The organism is Corallococcus sp. M7 (assembly GCF_054512695.1).
Genome location: NZ_CM137252.1, coordinates 7,107,247 through 7,125,197, shown reverse-complemented (window position 1 = coordinate 7,125,197; position 17,951 = coordinate 7,107,247). Strand labels below are relative to the sequence as shown.

At 70.8% G+C, this 17,951-nt stretch carries 15 protein-coding genes; 7 read left to right on the top strand and 8 right to left on the bottom strand.

What is annotated here, in order from left to right; translation table 11 throughout:
- Positions 1-230: 230 nt before the first annotated feature.
- On the bottom strand, positions 231-2,078 hold the full coding sequence (locus ACX114_RS28515) for an OPT/YSL family transporter (protein WP_459289642.1): 1,848 nt from the start codon (positions 2,076-2,078) through the stop codon (positions 231-233).
- A gap of 123 nt (positions 2,079-2,201) precedes the next feature.
- Here ACX114_RS28515 and ACX114_RS28510 point away from each other — a divergent pair, with 123 nt between their 5' ends.
- Positions 2,202-3,794 (top strand): MBL fold metallo-hydrolase, encoded by a 1,593-nt coding sequence (locus tag ACX114_RS28510; protein ID WP_459289640.1) that lies wholly within the window; start codon positions 2,202-2,204, stop codon positions 3,792-3,794.
- On the opposite strand, the gene ACX114_RS28505 is transcribed toward ACX114_RS28510, so the two are convergent.
- A complete protein-coding gene (locus tag ACX114_RS28505; protein WP_459289638.1) occupies positions 3,749-4,786 on the bottom strand; it encodes a hypothetical protein in 1,038 nt (345 codons plus the stop codon). The two genes, ACX114_RS28510 and ACX114_RS28505, sit on opposite strands and share 46 nt — an antisense overlap.
- Positions 4,787-4,870: 84 nt before the next feature.
- Positions 4,871-5,494 carry a hypothetical protein gene (locus ACX114_RS28500; RefSeq protein WP_459289636.1) on the bottom strand — a complete coding sequence of 208 codons (624 nt, stop codon included), beginning with the start codon at positions 5,492-5,494 and terminating at the stop codon, positions 4,871-4,873.
- 227 nt (positions 5,495-5,721) lie between these two features.
- Here ACX114_RS28500 and ACX114_RS28495 point away from each other — a divergent pair, with 227 nt between their 5' ends.
- Positions 5,722-6,540: a methylase gene (locus tag ACX114_RS28495; protein WP_459289634.1), complete on the top strand. Its 819-nt coding sequence runs from the start codon at positions 5,722-5,724 to the stop codon at positions 6,538-6,540.
- 306 nt (positions 6,541-6,846) lie between these two features.
- Entirely contained in the window at positions 6,847-8,166 is a 1,320-nt protein-coding gene (locus tag ACX114_RS28490; RefSeq protein ID WP_459289632.1) for a carboxylate--amine ligase, read from the top strand.
- 6 nt (positions 8,167-8,172) lie between these two features.
- Here the strand turns inward: ACX114_RS28490 and ACX114_RS28485 are convergent, their stop codons facing one another.
- The 3 genes from ACX114_RS28485 to ACX114_RS28475 all read right to left on the bottom strand — a co-directional run bounded on the left by ACX114_RS28485 (position 8,173) and on the right by ACX114_RS28475 (position 10,928).
- The gene (locus ACX114_RS28485) at positions 8,173-9,618 is read right to left on the bottom strand and encodes a type III PLP-dependent enzyme domain-containing protein (RefSeq protein ID WP_459289630.1); all 1,446 of its coding nucleotides are present in this window, start codon (positions 9,616-9,618) and stop codon (positions 8,173-8,175) included.
- 25 nt (positions 9,619-9,643) lie between these two features.
- Positions 9,644-10,495: a glycosyltransferase family 2 protein gene (locus tag ACX114_RS28480; protein ID WP_459289628.1), complete on the bottom strand. Its 852-nt coding sequence runs from the start codon at positions 10,493-10,495 to the stop codon at positions 9,644-9,646.
- Positions 10,496-10,757: 262 nt separating this feature from the next.
- Positions 10,758-10,928 carry a hypothetical protein gene (locus ACX114_RS28475; protein ID WP_459289626.1) on the bottom strand — a complete coding sequence of 57 codons (171 nt, stop codon included), beginning with the start codon at positions 10,926-10,928 and terminating at the stop codon, positions 10,758-10,760.
- Positions 10,929-11,104: 176 nt separating this feature from the next.
- Here ACX114_RS28475 and ACX114_RS28470 point away from each other — a divergent pair, with 176 nt between their 5' ends.
- Positions 11,105-11,917 carry an arginyltransferase gene (locus tag ACX114_RS28470; RefSeq protein WP_459289624.1) on the top strand — a complete coding sequence of 271 codons (813 nt, stop codon included), beginning with the start codon at positions 11,105-11,107 and terminating at the stop codon, positions 11,915-11,917.
- Here the strand turns inward: ACX114_RS28470 and ACX114_RS28465 are convergent.
- Positions 11,904-12,803, bottom strand: coding sequence for an alpha/beta hydrolase (locus ACX114_RS28465; RefSeq protein ID WP_459289623.1), 900 nt, complete (start codon positions 12,801-12,803; stop codon positions 11,904-11,906). The genes ACX114_RS28470 and ACX114_RS28465 overlap by 14 nt on opposite strands.
- Positions 12,804-13,252: 449 nt before the next feature.
- Between ACX114_RS28465 and ACX114_RS28460 the strand changes: the two genes are divergently transcribed.
- From ACX114_RS28460 to ACX114_RS28450, 3 genes are all read left to right on the top strand, one after another.
- Positions 13,253-14,359, top strand: coding sequence for a glycosyltransferase (locus ACX114_RS28460; protein ID WP_459289621.1), 1,107 nt, complete (start codon positions 13,253-13,255; stop codon positions 14,357-14,359).
- A 60-nt stretch (positions 14,360-14,419) separates the two neighbouring features.
- Complete coding sequence (locus ACX114_RS28455) at positions 14,420-16,102, top strand: glutamine--tRNA ligase/YqeY domain fusion protein (protein WP_459289619.1); 1,683 nt, start codon at positions 14,420-14,422, stop codon at positions 16,100-16,102.
- A gap of 165 nt (positions 16,103-16,267) precedes the next feature.
- Positions 16,268-17,425 carry a hypothetical protein gene (locus ACX114_RS28450; RefSeq protein WP_459289617.1) on the top strand — a complete coding sequence of 386 codons (1,158 nt, stop codon included), beginning with the start codon at positions 16,268-16,270 and terminating at the stop codon, positions 17,423-17,425.
- Positions 17,426-17,431: 6 nt separating this feature from the next.
- Here the strand turns inward: ACX114_RS28450 and ACX114_RS28445 are convergent, their stop codons facing one another.
- A complete protein-coding gene (locus ACX114_RS28445; protein WP_459289613.1) occupies positions 17,432-17,920 on the bottom strand; it encodes a GNAT family N-acetyltransferase in 489 nt (162 codons plus the stop codon).
- Positions 17,921-17,951: the final 31 nt, after the last annotated feature.

The following is a 17,951-nucleotide window of genomic DNA, read 5'->3' as shown; positions in this document are numbered from 1 at the left end:
ATGAAGCAGCCGGGGCCGGACACGGGGCGTGTGAGGTTGCACGGTCGCCCCGGCCGGACTTCGGCGGGGCGGGAAACCGTGCGCTCGTCAGGACACCGACACGCGCACCGCACCCACGCCCGCCGAAGCGGTGGTGGTCGTGGTCGCGGTGGTGGTGATGACGAGGTTCACGGGACAAGAAGTGCTCCCGGAGGCACGGAAAGTCAAGCCGTGCTCCGGGACAGGGGGCTTCAGCCCAACAGGGACAGCAGGCCGGCGAGGCCGACGAAGAGGTAGAAGAGCGACTCGCCCGCGATGAGGCCGCCGCCCACCAGCGACATGGTGCTCATGTCCTCCGGCAGCACCGCCTCGCCCGGCGCGGGCTCCTTGCGGAAGCGCTTGGACACGGTGTTGAAGAGCGACGTGAGGATGCCGCCCATGCCGAACCAGATGGCCGCGGGCAGCGCGATGAAGCCGCCGAACGCGAGCGCGTAGGGGCTGGCCAGCACCAGCGAGTCCAGGGTCCAGCCCACGCCGAACCCCGTGCGCGAGCCCTGCACGTAGCTCAGGTAGGCGGGGCGGCGGCGCACCACCTTGCGGATGACCTCCATCGTGAAGCCGATGGACAGGCCCACGAGCAGCGCCGTCACCTTGTGCGCCGACAGCGTGCCCAGGTCGCGGATGGCGCCCACGAACTTGTAGGTCATCGCGGAGCTCCACTGGGCCACCTTCACGTCCGGATGGTCCAACTGGTTGACGGACAGCACGGGGTAGGCACCCATGAACACGCGCGCCAGCACCACGCACAGCACCGCGCCCATGAAGATGCCCAGCACCTGGTAGCGGAACTGCACCACGCGGTTGGTGCCCAGGCGCCACCCGGTGGAGCGGTCCTGCTGCATGTCGCAGCCCACCGACGTGGAGATGAGCAGGATGGAGGACGCCATCAGCCCCACCAGCGGATCCTTCAGGCCCAACAGCGACATCAGCAGCACCGACACCACGAAGGCGCTGGAGATGGGGTTGTTGTCGCTGATGCCGTAGGCGATGCCGTTGATCAGCACGAAGAGCAGCGACAGCACGAGCCCGAAGATGATGAAGCCCGGGGGCTGGTTCAGCACCTGCGTGGCCACCACGACGACGGCCGCGCCCCAGCCCACCACCCAGGCGATGAGCCGGGGCACGTTGACCTTCTTCCACGCGGGCTCGTTGTCCGCGGGCGCCTGCGCGCGGCCCCGGATGCGGTCCACCGCCTGCACCGCGAGCAGCGCCAGGTCCACCAGCGCCGCGCCGCAGATCATCGCCAGCGAGATGAGGAAGCCGATCTTCCGGTACGGGTCATTCGGCCCCAGCCACCCGATGCTCTGGAGGTACGGAGAGATGGCGTAGCCGATGAGGCCCATGAGCATGGCGGGCACGGTGATGCGGCTGCCCACCACCATGCCGGCGCCCACCGTGGAGCTGCTCACGCTCAGCGCGGCGACCGCGGCCACCTTCTCCGTGAGCCACGCGGCCAGGATGCCCAGGCCGGTGCCGCCGCCCAGCTTCGCGATGGAGGCCTTGAGCAGGCGCTTGTCCGTGAGCGCGCGCAGGATGTTGGCCACCGCGTAGCCGGACGGGTAGTCCAACTGGAGCCGGTCCACGAGCAGCGGCGTGTAGAGCATGCCCACGCCCACGCCGAACATGCCCACGCAGCCCACGAAGAGCATCAACTGCCACGCGGGCGGCTGCGGCATGCCCAGCCACACCATGGACTGGATGAGCACGGACATGGCGCACAGCGAGGCCACCGACGCGGCCATCGTCTGCATGTAGTTGGCGCCGTGCTTGCCCTCCGCGCCGTAGCCGTAGGTGACGACGCTGCCGAGGATGCCGGACAGCACCTGGCTGGCGACGAAGAAGCCCAGGCTGAAGTTCATGTACGACGCGGCCACGCCGCCCAGCGGGCCCAGGATGAAGATGGCCACCGACGCGAGCAGCAGGTGGTACTTCCACGTGCCGACCGCGGGCAGGAAGCGGAAGCGCGGCGCGACGGCGTCGGGCACGGAGGACAGGGGGACGGAAGGCTCCGGCGGGAGCGGCTCGGCGGGGTGGACCATGGGTGCGCGGAAGGGTACCGGCCTCCATGGGGCGCCCACAACCCGCGAGGTCGCGGGCGGCCCGGCGGCCGGTCGCAAGCGCAGGCCCTTGCGAAGGGCGGGGCGCCATGCGACGTCGCACGGATGCGATTCACCCTGCACCGCGGCGTCAGCCTGGCCGTCCTCGCCTCCGCCCGCACGGAGGCCGACCATCACGAGGACCTGGGGTGCAGCATCCAGGGGCCCACCGCGCGCCCGGTGCGCCGCGCGCAGGTGCCGCTGAAGCGCCACATCGCCGCGCTGGGCCGCGAGGGGGCGCTGCGCGAGGCGGACGCGCTCATCCGCTGGCTGGAGGACACGCCCCGCTACGCCGCGCTCTGCCAGGGCACGAAGCGGCGCATGGGCCGGCGCGTGCTGCGCGAGGACGTCCTCTTCCCGGACCCGCTGCGCCACCGCCCGCGCGTGCTGCACCTGCGCCAGGACTCCCTGGGGTTGGACGTGCCAGTGCGCGCGAAGGACTGGCCCGGGGTGGCGGACCTGTTCGCGGCGCTCGCCCGCGGCGCGACCCGTGAGGAGCTGCGCGCGCTGGCCACCGTGCCCGTCTTGGGCGAGCTGCTTGGAGACCTGTCGCAGGCCGGCTGGCTCGTGCGCCACACGGGGCCGGTGGACGTGCCGGGGCCGGGCGCCCTCTTCGTGGGGCACAACACGGTGCTGGTGTCGGGCAGGGAAGGGCGCGTGCTGGTGGACCCGTACTTCCGCCCCACCGGCGAGGCGGACCTGCCCGGCTATGGGTCGTTGCAGGCGTCGGACCTGGGCCGGGTGGACGCGGTGGTCATCACCCATTCACACGGGGACCACTTCCACCTGGGTTCGCTGCTGCCCCTGCCTCGCGACACGCGCATCTTCGTGCCGGCGGTGGCGCGCGAGAGCCTCTTCTCCACGGACTGCGCGCTGCGGCTGAAGCAACTGGGCTTCACGCACGTGGAGCCCCTTCGCTGGGGCGAGACGCGGCAGGTGGGTGACGTGACGGTGCACGCGCTGCCCTTCCACGGCGAGCAGCCCACTGACGGCGAGGGGCCCCACCCGGACCTCTACAACGAGGGCAACACGTGGCTCGTGCGCTCGAAGGACTTCTCCGCCGCCTTCTTCGCGGACGCGGGCCATGACGTGCGCGGGGACATGGACGCGGTGTGCCGCCGCGTGCGCAAGCAGCAGGGGCCGGTGGACGTGCTCTTCTGCGGCGTGCGCGGCTTCCGGCTGCCGCCCATCTTCTTCGGCTTTACGACGTTGGATGCGTTCCTCGTCAACGTGCCGCGCGACGCGCTCACCACGCCGCAGCGCCTGATGGCGGGCCCGGAGGAGGCGCTGCGCTACGGCGCGCTCCTGGGCGCGCGCTACGTGGTGCCCTGCGCGGATGGCGGCGCTCCCTGGTACTGGCGCGAGGGCATGGGCCCGCGCTACGCCGGCTATCCGGGCGAGCCCGTCGAGGGTGCGAGCAACATGGACGAGAACCCGGACGCGGATCCGTATCCGGAGCGGCTGGCCGAGGTGCGCAAGGCGCAGGGCCAGGGGCCGCAAGCGCTGCTGCTCCGGCCCGGCGAGGCCCTGCGCTGGCGGGGCACGCGCAAGCCGGAGGTGCTGAGCACGCCGGGCTTCGAGTGGCCCTTCGGGAACTGGCGCGAGGCCGCGCCTCAGCCGCGCAGCACGTCGCGGACCCGCCAGAGGGAGACGACGTAGAGCACGCCCAGGGCCGCGAGGCAGACGACGCCCACCGCGACGTACCCGCGGATGACGTTGCCGACGGTCCAGTGGTAGGTCTCCACCAGGGTGCTGGGATCGCTCAGGCCCACGCCCTCGATGCGGCCGAAGGGGATGCGGTCCACGTTCGTGCGCGCCGCCCACCACTGCTCGAAGCCATCCATGAACGCCGCCGCGCCCATGACGAGGAAGCCCCAACGCAGCTGGTGCCGGTGGAGATAGTGGCCCGGCGGCACGTAGAACGTGGCCATCAGCAGCGCGCCCAGCACCATCAGGCCCGCGTCGCCACCGAAGGAGATGATGGCGCGGGCCTGGCCCGAGGTGACCCCGAACCTGCCCGTCCAGTGCACCGCGAGGAGCCCCGCGCCCACGCCCAGCCACGTCCACCGGCGGTGCTTCCAGCCCTGCCACACGATCGCCCCCAGCAGCCCCGACAGCATGACGCTCAGGGACGTCGAGCGCTCGGCCGACACTTGGGTCACCCACAGCGTGGGAATGGCGCTGAAGCCGCAGAACCACGCCGTGACGGCGTGCCCCAGCTCGTGCACCGGCATCGTGAAGAAGATGCGGAACAGGAAATGGAAGAAGGGGGAGCCCACCGCGAGCCAGGCGATGCCGAGCGCGACGGGCAACGCCGCCAGCCGCAGCCGCGCCTCCAGCAGTTCCTCATCGTCGGCGGGGTTGCCGAGGAAGGCGCTGCCTTCCGTGGCCGGGTCCGGTGGGGGCCGGGCCGCCACCAGGGGGGACACGAATGTGGGGACGGTGTGGGCTTCCAGCGCCTCTCGCAGGGCGGCGCGCTGGTCCTCGGCCTCGCGCTGGGCCGCCTCGCGGGCCTCGCGGTCGCGGGCCTCGGCCTGCTGGGTGGCGGCGCGGGCCTCCGCGCGCAGGTAGATGACGCCGCACGCCGGGCACTCGGGCCCCGCCACGCGGGGGGCGCCACAGCGGGGACAGGTCGCGGACGGAGGGCTCACGAATCCCGCACTCTAGGGGCGCCGTGAGCGGGACGAAAACCGCACCGCCGGGAACCCATGGGGCTCCCGACGGCGGGATGCGGCCTACCAGCCGTAGAAGACTTCCGTGTACGAGTTGAACAGGTCGAGCACCAGCACGCCCCACGGACGCACGATGATCAGGGTGACCGTTCCGCGGAAGCGCTGGATGTTCCAGTCGTTGATGGTCTGCTGCTGGATGCCGAAGCGCAGCGGCTGGTTGCCGTAGGCCGCGGACTTCAGCGGCGTCGCGAAGGTCTCGATGCGCGTGGCCCGCTGCGCGACCTCCTTGCCATCCATGTCGAAGAGGGTGGCGGTGGCCTCGTACTTGCCGACGCGGATGTCCTCCGGCTTGGCCTGGACGTTCACGCGGTAGTGGCCCGCCGGGACGCCCGCCTCGGGCGAGTCGATGTAGACGAAGGCCACGTCCACGCCCTTCGCGTACTCCGTGTCGGGGACCTTCTCGAAGCCCGCGATGTTCGTCGCGACGAAGGTGCCCTCGTCCGACGAGAGGGTGCGGATCTGCTCGTGGTTGAGGGCGATGCCCTGCGCCTCCGCGCGCTTCACCAGTTCGTCCTTGAGCTGGGTGCAGGCGGTGGCGGACGCGGACGCGGGCTCGCCAGCGAGGACGGGGGTGGAGAGGAGGAGGGCGGCCAGGAGGGAGGTGCGCTTGAAGATGGAAGAGATCATGAGAGGAACGGGGGCCAATCACCTTCGAGGGGACTGCGATCACGGATGCCACGGGACCTCGGCACCGGCGGCTCCCCTGTGCAGCGGTGATGCCAATCTCTTTCTCGGCCGCGCGCCCCCGGCTCCAGAGGGAGAATCCCCAACGGTCACCAGGCTTGTGACACGGGTTGTGACATGTCGTGTTACGGCTCGGGCCCACCAATGACGTCCCGCGCTACAGTGGGTCCATGGCTCAGGAGCTGGACACCCGCACCCGGGGGAGGACCGCACGCGGGCGTCTGCGCGCGCTGGACGCGTACCTCTGCCAGTCCGAGGCCCCGCTGCTCACGCGTGACGACGGCCCGTGGGCCCGCGCCGTCTTCGTGGACGTGGGCTTCGGTGAGCACCCGTGGACCACGCTGGAGAGCGCCACGGCCTTCCGTGCGCTGAACCCGGCGCTGTCCGTGGTGGGCGTTGAGCTGGATTCCGAGCGCGCCACGGCCGCCGCGCGAGACCACGCGGATGCGCGCACGCACTTTCGCGAGGGCGGCTTCGCGCTCCCGCTGTCACCGGACGAACCCGCCCGCCTGGTGCGCGCCATGAACCTGCTGCGCCAGGGCCCGCCAGAGCGCATCCCGGAGGCCCACCGCGCGATGTCGCGGCACCTCTTGCCCGGCGGGCTGCTGGTGGAAGGCTCCTCCGACACGGACGGCGCGGTGCTGGTGGCCCACCTGCTGCGGCGGACGCCGGGCACGGAAGTCCCCACGCGCGAGGGCCTCCTCTTCCACACCGACTTCTCCCGGGGCTTCGCGCCGCTGCTCCTGCGCGACTGGCTGCCCCGCGACCTGCGCCGCCGCGTCCGCCCTGGCGACCCCATGCACGCCTTCTTCCAGGCATGGGAGGCGGCATGGAAGGCCGCGCGCGAGGAGGGCCACACCGCGCCTCCGGACGCCTTCGCCGAGTCCGCCGTGCGCCTTGCACGAATGACCCCAGGGGTCGCCACCGACGCGTGGCTCCTGACCCGGGGTTGTCTGCGCTGGAGCCCGCCCGGCGGCACTCCGGGGTGAGCCCGGTCACTCACTCCTTGGGGGTGCAATCGTGCGGGGCCGGTCCCAAGCGTCGCCGAAAAAGGTAGTCTGTCGGGAATTGGAACTCCGGCGGCCCCCCGAATCGCTGGAAGCAGACGGCTCGACATGACCAGGCACCTTCTGACGCTTCTCGCCGCGGGGCTGATGGCAAGCACCTCGTCCGCCGCCGGCCCGTCGACCTCCGCGCTCGGGGGGGGCCGTCTCTCGCAGCGTCCCCACCGTCAATCCCGTCGTTCCTCCGCGCGCCCGCGCCACGAGGCCGACCCCGCGAAACTGGAGCATGAGATGGAAGAGGCCGCCTACTCCGATGAGGCCCCCGCGGCCGTCATCGCGGCCCGGCCCCCGGCGTTGCTGTTCTCCGCCAACTTCTACGGCACCCTGGCCGCCGCCCGGTGTCTGGGCCGCCACGGCGTGGATGTGACGGTGGCGGACACCGGCCGCCTGGACCCGGCCAGCTATTCGCGCTTCGTCAGCCGCCGCGTGCAGTGCCCGCCGGAGTCCCAGCCGGAGGCCTTCCTCCAGTGGCTGGTGGACTTCGGCCTGCGCGAGCCCGTCAAGCACGTGCTCTACCCGACGAGCGACGAGCTGGCGTGGCTCATCGCCGCGCACCGCTCCAAGCTGGAGGACCTCTTCCACCTCTACGACCCGGGCGTGGACGCGGTGTACGGCCTGCTCAACAAGCGCCGCCTCTACGAAGTGGGCACGGAGGTGGGGCTGCACCTGCCGCGCACCTGGTTCCCGCAGTCGGAGGAGGACCTGGAAGCGGTGCGCCGCGAGGCGAACTTCCCGGTGCTGCTCAAGCCCACCACGCAGATCCTCCACGCCACGCACCGCAAGGGCCAGCCGGTGTCCTCCCCGGACGACCTGGCGCGCGAGTACCGCGAGTTCGCGCGGGACACCTACGCGCCCATGCTCGTGAAGTTCGACCCGGCCGTGGTGAACCCCATGGTGCAGGAGTTCCATCCGGAGGCCGCGGAGGGCATCTACAGCCTCTCCGGCTTCGTGGATGAGTCCGGCGAGCTCTTCGAGGCCCGCGCCGCGATGAAGGTCCTCCAGCGTCCGCGCCGCCTGGGCGTGGGCGTCTGCTTCGAGTCCGCGCCGCTGCGCCCGGACCTCGTCGCGGGCCTCACCCGGCTGTGCAAGAAGCTGGGCTACCACGGCGTCTTCGAGGTGGAGTTCATCCAGACGAAGGACTCGTACCTGCTCATCGACTTCAACCCGCGCTTCTACGGGCAGATGGGCTTCGACATCGCGCGGGGGCTGCCCCTGCCGCTGCTCGCGTACCACGCGGCCACCGGGGACAAGGATGCGCTCAAGCGCGCGGTGGAGGATGCACGCGACGCCAGCGCCGCGCACGAGGACGCGGTGTTCTGCAACCGCATCGCGCTGGAGATGCTGCTCAACCTCCAGCGGCTGTCCGGCGCGCTGCCGGCGGACGAGGCCCGGCAGTGGCGGCAGTGGTTCAACACCCACAAGGAGACGGCGGTGGATCCGCTCATCGACCGGGACGACATGATGCCCGCGGCGGTGGAGCTGGCCACCATCTCCTACGGTGCCGCGCGCCACCCCCGGGCCTTCCTCCGGATGATGGTCTTCAACCGCTAGGGGGCCTCACCCCGCGGCGCGAGACGCCGAGGGCACCAGGTCATCGAAGGTGATCAGGTCCTCGTGCGTCTCCGCGCGGCGCAGCCGCCGCACCTTCCCGCCCTCCACGCCCACGATGGCCGGCTGCGGGAAGGAGAAGGACGTGCCGAAGGGCACGAAGTACGCGCCCGCGTCCATGATGGCCAGCGTGTCGCCCACCTTCAGCTCCGGCAGCCGCACCGCGTGGTACAGCGTGTCCGCCGGGGTGCAGATGGGGCCCACCACCGTGTACGCCTTGTGTGCCGGCGCGGCCGGCCGCTCGACGTGGAAGAGCTGGTGGTACTCGTTGCGCACGCATTCGGCGTGGTTGATGCCCATGTCGAGCACCGCCCACGTCCGCTCGCCGCCCTCCTTGAGCGCGTGCACGCGGCCCAGCAAAAGCTGCGTGTTGCCCGTCATCGCGCGGCCCGGCTCCAGGAAGATGCGCGGGCGCTTGCGGCCCTTCTTCGCGTAGTGCGCCTCCACCTGGGCCACCACCTTCGCCACGTACCGCTCGATGGAGAGCGCCGCCGCGTGGTCCGGCGCGGGCAGGTCGCGCTGGAAGGTGAGGTTGAGCCGCCAGTCCCGCTGCTCGATGTGCTCCACCGTCGGCGTGCAGAGGCTGCCGCCCAGGTCCAGCACCTCCAGGTCCAACCCCAGCTCGCGGTGCAGCTCGTCCGCGAAGTCCAGCACCGCGCCGACGAAGCCCTCCAGCTCCGCCTCCGTGCGGATGAGCTCGCCCCGGTGCGCGTGCAGGCCCACCACGTCCAGGTTGCCGGAGGCCATCGCCTGCCGGTACGCCGCCATCGCCTGGCCTCCCGCGATGGGCGTGCCGAACTGCGACGTCCAGCCCGACATCGTCGTCACCCGCACGGCCACGCGCGGGCGCTTGCCGACTTCCGCCGCGTGGCGGGAGAAGACGTCCAGCTCCTCGCGGTGGTTCGCGGCGAGCAGGCCGATGCCCCGGGTGATGGACTCGCGGATGGACGCGTCCGACTTCACCGGGCCGTTGTAGACGATGCGCTCCGGCGCCACGCCCAGCTTGAGCGCGAGCCACAGCTCATAGGCGGAGATGACCTCCGCGCCCACGCCGCGCGCGTGCAGCGCGGACAGCACGCCCGGCACGGGGTTGGTCTTGTACGAGTAGTACACCTCGCAGCCGCCCGCCGCGCCCGGAGGCACGGCCTGGAACGCGTCCGCGTTGCGGTGCAGCGCCGCCAGGTGCACCACGTGCAGCGGCGAGCCGTACTCATTGGCCAACTGGGACAGCGACACGCCCTCCAGGAAGAGGCCCTGGCCGCCGCGCGACTCCAGGCCCCAGGTCTCCGGGGGGAGGAAGGCGCGCGCGGGGGCCATCGCGCGCTGCACGACGGGCCCCAGGGTCTGCTTCAACTGGCGCTTGGCGGTTCCAACGAGACGACGACGCAGGCTCACGGGGAGAGGCCCTTTCAGGAAACGCTTACGGCAGCTTGAGGGGGAGGTAGCGCGTGAGGCCGAAGCGGCCCTTCAGCGCGCGCGTGGCCATCTGCAGCAGCCGGTACTCCAGCTCGCCGTGCTCGCGCCGGTACTTGTTGTGGATGATGGCGTTGGACTCCGCCACGGACTTCTCCACCTTCGCGCCCGTCTTGCCCAAATCGTTCATCAGCGACGGCTTGCCCACCCGGTAGTTGAGGATGGGCCGGTTCACGTAGACGTGGCCGTAGCGGCGGATGCCGCGCATGTAGAAGTCCACGTCCTCGTAGACGGGGATGTTCGGATCGAACCCGCCCAGGGGCTGGAAGTATTCGCGGCGCACCATGCACGCGGAGTTCACGTACAGCGTGCCCAGGAACAGGATGTGCGCCACCGTCCACGCGCTGTTGGGCGTGGTGGCGCCCACCTTCGCCACGCGCTCGAAGTAGCTGCTCTTGTCCTCCAGCCACTCCGGATCCTCGCTGAAGGGCACCACCCAGCCCACCGCGACGCCCGCGTCCGGCCGCGCGTCCAGCGCGGACACCATGGCCTTCAGCGCCCCTTCGGCGAGCATGTCGTCGTCGTCCAGGAAGTGCAGGTAGCGGCCCGTGGCCAGCGTGGCGCCGTGGTTGCGCACCAGCGCGGGGCGCCCCTTGGAGGGCACCTCCTGCTTGAAGTAGCGCACGCGGGCATCGCCAATGCCCTGCACCGCGTCCCGGGCCGTGCCCTCCGCGGAGTCGTCCAGGACGATGACCTCCACCTGGACGCCTTCTTGACGCAGCGCGGAGTGGATGGCCTCCACCACGTCCTTCTCGCGCTTGTACGTGGGCATCACCACCGAGACGTCGACTGATGACATAGGCCCCGGTTTATACCGGTGGCGCCCCACGACTGAGAAGCCAGCCGGGCCTGCCGCGCGTGGGGCAATCTGTCACCCGGGGGCATTGCGCCCCGGCCCCTGTGTCCGGTGTTACCCGCCTGCTGTCCGGGGAGGCGAACACAGGGCGGTGGTCTCGCGGTTTCTCGGAAGTTTCTACGGCCCCGGCGAGGGGCGGACCGGAAAGAATCACGGTCGGATCGCGACAGGCCTGCCACACCGTGGCTGCCCGGCCACGGGTTTTTCAGTAGCTGGCGACGGCGAAATCGAACGCGTCCAGGTCGTCCACGACGTCGGCGCCGGCGGCCGAGTGGAAGGCCTCGTCCTCCTCGGAGAAGGCGTCATCCGAGAGGGGGCCCTCGGCCTCCTCGGGGTCCAGCGGCAGCCATCCGGGATGCAGTTCCTCGCGGGCCATGTGCGTTCATCCTCTTCCGCAAGCGGTTCGGCTCCAGGCCGGGACTTGCAGTCGCTGTGCCACTTCTGGATACGGAACGGCCCACCTGAACGGGTCGTTTCCGACGAGAGGTGGGTCGCCGGACGGGCAGGCATGGCTTGACGCCGGAGCCTGGGGCCGACAGGAAGGGAACACCGATGGCCGTCCTGCTGGCACACGAAATCGAAGATCCGCGCCCGTGCAGCTACCTGACGGGGCGGGAGGCGTCCCTGGAGACGCTGCTGATGCGCAACGTGACGGCGCAGGAGTACGAGCACCTGCTCGTGCGCGGGTGGCGCCGCTTCGGCCCGCAGTACTTCCGGCCCGCCTGCGCGTCGTGTCATGAGTGCGTGTCCCTGCGCGTGCCGGTGGCGGGCTTCACGCCCAACCGCAGCCAGCGCCGGGCCCGCGCCGCGTGCGCGCACCTGCGCGTGGAGGTGGGCCCGCCGCGCGTGGACGAGGAGCGCCTGGCCCTGTACCGCGCGTGGCACGCGGAGCGCGAATCCTCCCGCGACTGGGAGGCGTCCGAACTGGGGGCGCGCGAGTACTCGCTCCAGTTCGCCTTTCCGCATCCGTCCGCGCGCGAGGTGGCCTGGTACGACGACAGCGACCCCACGGGCCCGAAGCTGGTGGGCCTGGGCCTGTGCGACGAGACGCCGCACGCGTGGAGCGCGGTGTACTTCTTCTACGACCCGGCCTACGCGCGGCTGTCCCTGGGCAAGGCGAGCGTGTTGTTCCAGGTGGAGCTGGCGCGCGAGAGGGGCATCCCCTACGTCTACCTGGGCTACCGCGTGCTGGCGTGCGACTCGCTTCGCTACAAGGCCGGCTTCCGCCCGCATGAGCTGCTGGAGGGCCGGCCCGCGCTGGACGCGCCTCCGGAGTGGCGTGCCGCAGTTGATGCGCCAGACGCCGCGGCGGACGCGCAGGCGCCGGAGCTGGTGGGCCCGGACGCGGGGGTCAGGAGCCGCTGATCAGCGCCGCGTCGAAGAAGTCGCGCAGGTGGCGCGCGTACTCCTCCGGGGCCTTCTTCGCGTACTCGCCGTGGTGCGCGCCGGGCACCACCCAGTAGGACTTGGGCTCGCACGCGGCCTGGAAGAGCGCGTCCTGGAGGAACGCAGGCGCGTACTCGTCGACGTCGCCGTTGATCAGCAACAGCGGCCGGCCCTTCAGGTCACACAGGCGCTTCATGGGGTCCACCGCGTCCACGTCCACGCCGGACAGGCGCAGGGTCCAGAGCACCGGCTGGACGCTCAGCGGCCCCCACTTGCCGTAGCTGTAGCGCGTGTCCGCCTCCAGTGACGGGTACGCGCCCGCGGCGGCCACCGCCTTGAGGCGCTCGTCCTCCAGGGCCGCCAGCATCGCGGTGGTGCCACCCATGGAGAAGCCCAGCACGCCCACGCGGGAGGCATCCACGTCGTCGCGGTGCGAGACGAAGTCCACCGCCGCGCGCAGATCCTCGCGCTCGCGGTCGCCCCAGGTCACCAGGTCGCCCTCGCTCTCACCGTGGCCGCGCGAGTCGAAGAGCAGCACGCCGTAGCCCGCGCGGGAGAGCACCTCCGCCTCGAAGAGCATCTGCGTGCGGTTCTCCGCGAAGCCGTGCATCACCACCACCGCCGCGCGGTTGCGCGAAGGCAGGTACCAGCCGCGCAGCGACAGGCCGTCCCGCGTGCGCAGCACCACGTCCGTGCGCCCCGCGAGCGCGCCCTCCGCCACCGGCTTCAACGGTTGGCGCGCGGGGTGCAATACCGCCCGCGCGGTCCGGACGTTGCGATACGCGATGACGGCCGCCACCGCGAGCACGCCCAGGAGGGCGAGCGCGATGAAACGGGCGGGACGGAGGGGGATGGTTCTTTTCACGAGGATGGATTGTGAGCCTATACCCGGAATCCCGTTCCTGGCAGGCCCCCGGGCTCGTTGCGTCCCCAAGCAGCGAGCCCCGCGCTTTGACACGTCCGGCGCCCTCTGACGCGTCAACGCTGGAACTCGCCCGGCAGGGCGCCATGCGGGTGTTTCAACGATGTATCAGGGGGCCGGTACGGGCCGCTGTCTCGACATGGAGTGGGCGCCCCCGGGAGATCCACTGGAAGGACGCCGTGCAATTGTCTGCTGGGTGGCGGCGACAGGTGACCTTCGCTACCTATCGCAAGGTGCGTGGGCTAATGATCAACCCTCGGCTCCAGGGGTGGGCTCGCCGGACACGCGTTCGCCGGGCGGGAGGTCAAAAAATCGTTTCTTACCGGGAATCCCAGACATTGGAACTGCAGGCGCGGCAAGAGATGGCGGTCCCGGCTTCTGGGCGGCGGCGCGTGTTGTTCACGCTCGTCTTCATGGGGACGGGGGGCATCGAGCGCTCCGTGTGCAACGTGCTGGCGGGCCTGGACCGGGAGCGGTTCGATCCCTCGCTGTTCTTCCACCATGGGCCACCGCCGCCGGACACGCGCGGGCGCATCCCCGCGGACGTGCCCATCTCCTGGGGCGTGGGCGTGGAGGCCTACCGCCGCTGGGAGCTGCCGCGGATGTTCTGGCGGCTGTTCCATGAGGCGCGCAAGGCGGACATCATCGTCTCCGGGCAGGAGGGCAGGGCGGCCCTGCTGGCGCGGATGGCGGGGGCCCTGTTGGGCAAGCCCGTGTTGGGGATGGTGCACTTCGACTGGGGCGCCTTCCACCGCGAGCAGCCCAAGCGCCAGCTCTGGGGCCTGAAGGTGCTCTACCCGGGCATGGACCGCATCGTGGCGTGTGGCTACGACTCCGCGAAGGCGTTCGCGGAGCTGGTCAACGTGGACCGCGAGCGGCTGGAGGTCATCCCCAACTTCGTCGACGCGGACCGCATCCGCGCCGCAGCGGACGCGCCCCTGCCCGCGTGGGCGGTGCCGGTGTTCCAGAAGCCGGTGGTCATCGCGGTGGGACGGCTGGAGCCGCAGAAGTCCTTCGACATGCTCATCCGCGCGCACGCCCGGATGAAGGCGGCCGGGACGGACACGAACCTGCTCATCCTGGGGGTGGGCTCCCAGGAGGCGGAGCTCAAGGCGCTGGTCGCGGAGCTGGGCGTGGAGTCCTCCGTGTTCATGCCGGGCTACGCGGACAACCCGCACGCGCTGATGCGGCGGGCCACGGCGTTCGCCCTGTCCTCGCGCTTCGAGGGGCTGCCCATGGTGCTCCTGGAGGCGCTCGCGCTGGGCTGCCCCATCGTCAGCACGGACTGCCCCTCCGGCCCCTCGGAGGCCCTGGCCGGGGGGCGGGCAGGGGTGCTGGTCCCCATGGGGGACGACGCCGCCATGGCCCAGGCCCTGGGCCGGGTGGTGACGGACGCCCGGTGGCGAGAAGGGCTGCACCAGCGGGCCCTGGACCGGGCGGACGAGTTGTCCGCTGAGCGGGCACTCAAGGCCTGGGAGTCCCTGCTGGCGGAGGTCTGACGCGAGGGGGCAGGAAAACCTTGCTCCCCTGGTTCAGCTTCCCAGAGGATTCGCACCATCATGACGACGACGAACGAGACGCAGGGCCTCAACTTCCTCCAGGAAGTCGTTGAGGAAGACCGGCGGACGGGAAAGCACGGCGGACGCGTGCACACCCGCTTCCCGCCCGAGCCCAACGGCTACCTCCACATCGGCCACGCCAAGTCCATCGTGCTGAACTTCGGGCTGGCGCAGCAGTATGGCGGCAAGTGCAACCTGCGCCTCGATGACACCAACCCGCTCACCGAGGACACGGACTACGTGGAGTCCATCCAGCGCGACGTGCGCTGGCTCGGGTTCGACTGGGACGACCGGCGCTTCTTCGCGTCCGACTACTTCGACCGGCTCTACGCCTTCGCGGAGCAGCTGATTTCGCAGGGCCAGGCCTACGTGTGCAGCCTGTCGCCGGAGGAGATCTCCCAGTACCGCGGCAACTTCACCACGCCGGGCAAGGACAGCCCGTACCGCACGCGCACGGTGGAGGAGAACCTGGACCTGTTCCGCCGGATGAAGGCGGGCGAGTTCCCGGACGGCAAGCACACGCTGCGCGCGAAGATCGACATGACGTCGTCGAACCCCGTGCTGCGCGACCCGCCCATCTACCGCATCCGGCACGCGCACCACCACCGCACGGGCGACAAGTGGTGCATCTACCCGCTCTACGACTTCGCGCACTGCCTGTCGGACGCCATCGAGGGCATCACGCACTCCGTCTGTACGCTGGAGTTCGAGAACCGGCGCGTGCTGTACGACTGGATCGTCGACGCGCTGATCAAGGGCGACCGGCCCTACCAGTACGAGTTCGCGCGGCTGAACCTCACCTACGCGGTGATGAGCAAGCGCAAGCTGCTCCAGCTGGTGCAGGAGAAGCGCGTCTCCGGCTGGGATGATCCGCGCATGCTGACCATCAGCGGCCTGCGGCGCCGGGGCTACACGCCCGCGTCGCTGCGCGACTTCGCCAAGCGCATCGGCGTGAGCAAGTCCGACAGCCTCATCGACATGGGCGTGCTGGAGCTGTCCATCCGGGACGACCTCAACGAGACGGCGCCGCGCGCCATGGCCGTCTTGCGTCCGCTGAAGGTGGTGCTGGAGAACTACCCGGAGGGCCAGACGGAGGAGCTGGAGACGGCGAACCACCCGAAGCGCGAGGACATGGGCACGCGCAAGGTGCCGTTCATGCGCGAGCTCTACATCGAGGCGGACGACTTCCAGGAGGTGCCGGAGAAGGGCTTCTTCCGCCTGGCGCCGGGCAAGGAGGTGCGCCTGCGCTCCGCGTACTTCATCAAGTGCGAGAAGGTCATCAAGGACGCGGCGGGCAACATCACGGAGCTGCGCTGCACCTACGACCCGGCCACGCGCGGTGGCGACTCGCCGGATGGCCGCAAGGTGAAGGGCACGCTGCACTGGGTGCCGGGCAACGCGCCCGTGGCGCAGGTGCGGCTGTTCGACCGGCTCTTCTCCGTGGAGCAGCCGGACCGGGACGAGGCCAGGGACTTCAAGGAGTTCCTCAACCCGAACAGCCTGGAGACCCTCACCGGCGCGCGCGTGGAGCCGATGCTCGCGGACGCGAAGCCGGGCGACCGCTTCCAGTTCGAGCGCCTGGGCTACTTCTGCGCGGACGCGGTGGACTCCAAGCCGGGCGCGCCCGTGTTCAACCGCACCGTGACGCTGAAGGACTCGTGGGTGAAGGAGCAGAAGAAGTAGGGCGCTCCGTCCCACGCCGCTGAAGCTTCACGGAGCCCCGGGTGGAAGCACCCGGGGCTTCGTCGTTTTCGAACCCTCCCTGGTGGGGGATGGCGGGCCTTGGGGTGGATGCTCCATGCTGGGAGAGGGCGCTGCCGCCCCTGTATCGCCGGAGCTCGTTCCGCCATGGTGCTCCAACCGCTGCCACGTCCCCATGCGCCGCCGACGCTCGCGGAGGTGGAGGCCATTGGCCGCATGCAGAACGCGCCCCTGCGCAACCTGCGCATCACCCACACGTACCACGTGCTGAAGGTGTGCTTCGCGGGCGTGCTGGGGGAGGTGGATCAGTCGTGGTGCGGCTTCTCCACCTGGGCATCGAAGACGGCCGGGACCTTCATCCGCAAGGAGATGGTGGCCGTGCTGGAGCGGGACATGCTCACCCGCGCGGAAGGAGTGATGCGCGGGCTGGGCGTGACGCAGGCCCGGCTCTTGGGCTCCTGGGGCCTGCCGTCGGGCGTGGCCACCGTGCTGTCGCTCGCCATGGATCCGGTGATGAGCGCGGTGGCGAAGCACATCGCGCACGGCAACCTGCTGGTGTTCCAGGAGCTGGGGCCGCTCTACACGGCGATGCTGGAGCACTTCACCGGCCCCGACGCGAAGAGCGCCGCCGCGCTGGAGCGCGTGGTGGCCGTGCTGAAGCCGGGGCCGCTGGAGTCCGGAGGCCAGGACCTGCTCATCCGCGCGGTGCGCGCGTACCACGAAGCCCTGGGCCTCACGCGCACCAAGGACCGGGCGGAGCGCGTGCTCCTGGCCAACGCGCTGGTGGGCTACCACGAGCAGGTGCGCCTGCAGGAGCCCATCGTCGGGGCGCTGGGGGCACCGCTGAAGGAGCTGTTCCTGGACCACCTGCGGGAGCTGCTGCGGGCGCGTGGCCACGGGATGCCGGAGCCCTGGCTGGTCGCGGTCTTCACGCCGCTGGCGGACCGGCTGGAGCGCTGCTGGCGCGAGCTGATGACGCGCGAGTTGATGACCATGGAGCTGCCGGACCGCACGCTGCGGCTGGGCGAGGACATTCCGGCGCTCTCCGCCGCGGCGGACTTCCCGCCGGACCTGATGCGGCTGGAGCACCCGGAGCTGTGCGCCCTGCTGAAGCAGTTGGACCGGACGCCGGATGACACGGCGGGCAGCGCGGCGCGGGACTGGGGCTCGGTGAAGGACCGGATGAACCTCATCGTGGACCTGTTCCGCTCACGCCAGCAGGACCGGGTCCTCTATGAGGCGCCCTTCACGCCCGCGCAGGTGGAGGCCTTCCAGCAGGGCCGGATGCCGCCGGGAAGGCTGTGAGCCAGGTCATGAGCGGGGCGGCGCTTCGCGGGTCATCTCCACCATGGTGGGACGCCAGCCCAGCCGCGCGAACAGCCGTTGCGCGGCTTCGTTCTTCGCGGCGGTGTGGAGCACCACGCGCGGCGCGCCCATCTCCGTGAGCCGCTGGACCATGGCCTCCGCGAGCAGCCGGCCGGTGCCGGTGCCGCGCGCCTTCTCGTCCATCCAGATGTCGTGCAGGGCGCCGCACCTGTCGAGGAGCATGTTCCAGTCCACGCCCTCCATCCGGCCGTAGCAGTAGCCCACCACCTCGCCGTCCAGCTCGGCCACGAGCACCACGGCCTCCTGCGGACGGCGGGCCTCCTTGCCCAGCCACCACCGGTAGCCGGACTCCACGTCGTCCGGGACCATGAAGCGCTGTGGGTCGAAGCCGTGGTGCTGGCGCGCGAGCGCCGCGCCCATGCGGCCCAGCGCGGGCGCGTCCGAATCCTTCGCGGGGCGGATGGTGACGGGCATGCGTTCTCCAGGGAGCGGGTGGCCGCTCCAG

What these genes read in the sequence shown, in the direction of transcription:
- ACX114_RS28480 (WP_459289628.1), bottom strand. Translation starts at nt 10,495, where the DNA reads ATGTCATCAGTCGACGTCTCGGTGGTGATGCCCACGTACAAGCGCGAG.
- ACX114_RS28490 (WP_459289632.1), top strand. Translation starts at nt 6,847, where the DNA reads ATGGAAGAGGCCGCCTACTCCGATGAGGCCCCCGCGGCCGTCATCGCG.
- ACX114_RS28455 (WP_459289619.1), top strand. Translation starts at nt 14,420, where the DNA reads ATGACGACGACGAACGAGACGCAGGGCCTCAACTTCCTCCAGGAAGTC.
- ACX114_RS28470 (WP_459289624.1), top strand. Translation starts at nt 11,105, where the DNA reads ATGGCCGTCCTGCTGGCACACGAAATCGAAGATCCGCGCCCGTGCAGC.
- ACX114_RS28445 (WP_459289613.1), bottom strand. Translation starts at nt 17,920, where the DNA reads ATGCCCGTCACCATCCGCCCCGCGAAGGATTCGGACGCGCCCGCGCTG.
- ACX114_RS28515 (WP_459289642.1), bottom strand. Translation starts at nt 2,078, where the DNA reads ATGGTCCACCCCGCCGAGCCGCTCCCGCCGGAGCCTTCCGTCCCCCTG.
- ACX114_RS28475 (WP_459289626.1), bottom strand. Translation starts at nt 10,928, where the DNA reads ATGGCCCGCGAGGAACTGCATCCCGGATGGCTGCCGCTGGACCCCGAG.
- ACX114_RS28500 (WP_459289636.1), bottom strand. Translation starts at nt 5,494, where the DNA reads ATGATCTCTTCCATCTTCAAGCGCACCTCCCTCCTGGCCGCCCTCCTC.
- ACX114_RS28495 (WP_459289634.1), top strand. Translation starts at nt 5,722, where the DNA reads ATGGCTCAGGAGCTGGACACCCGCACCCGGGGGAGGACCGCACGCGGG.
- ACX114_RS28450 (WP_459289617.1), top strand. Translation starts at nt 16,268, where the DNA reads ATGGTGCTCCAACCGCTGCCACGTCCCCATGCGCCGCCGACGCTCGCG.
- ACX114_RS28510 (WP_459289640.1), top strand. Translation starts at nt 2,202, where the DNA reads ATGCGATTCACCCTGCACCGCGGCGTCAGCCTGGCCGTCCTCGCCTCC.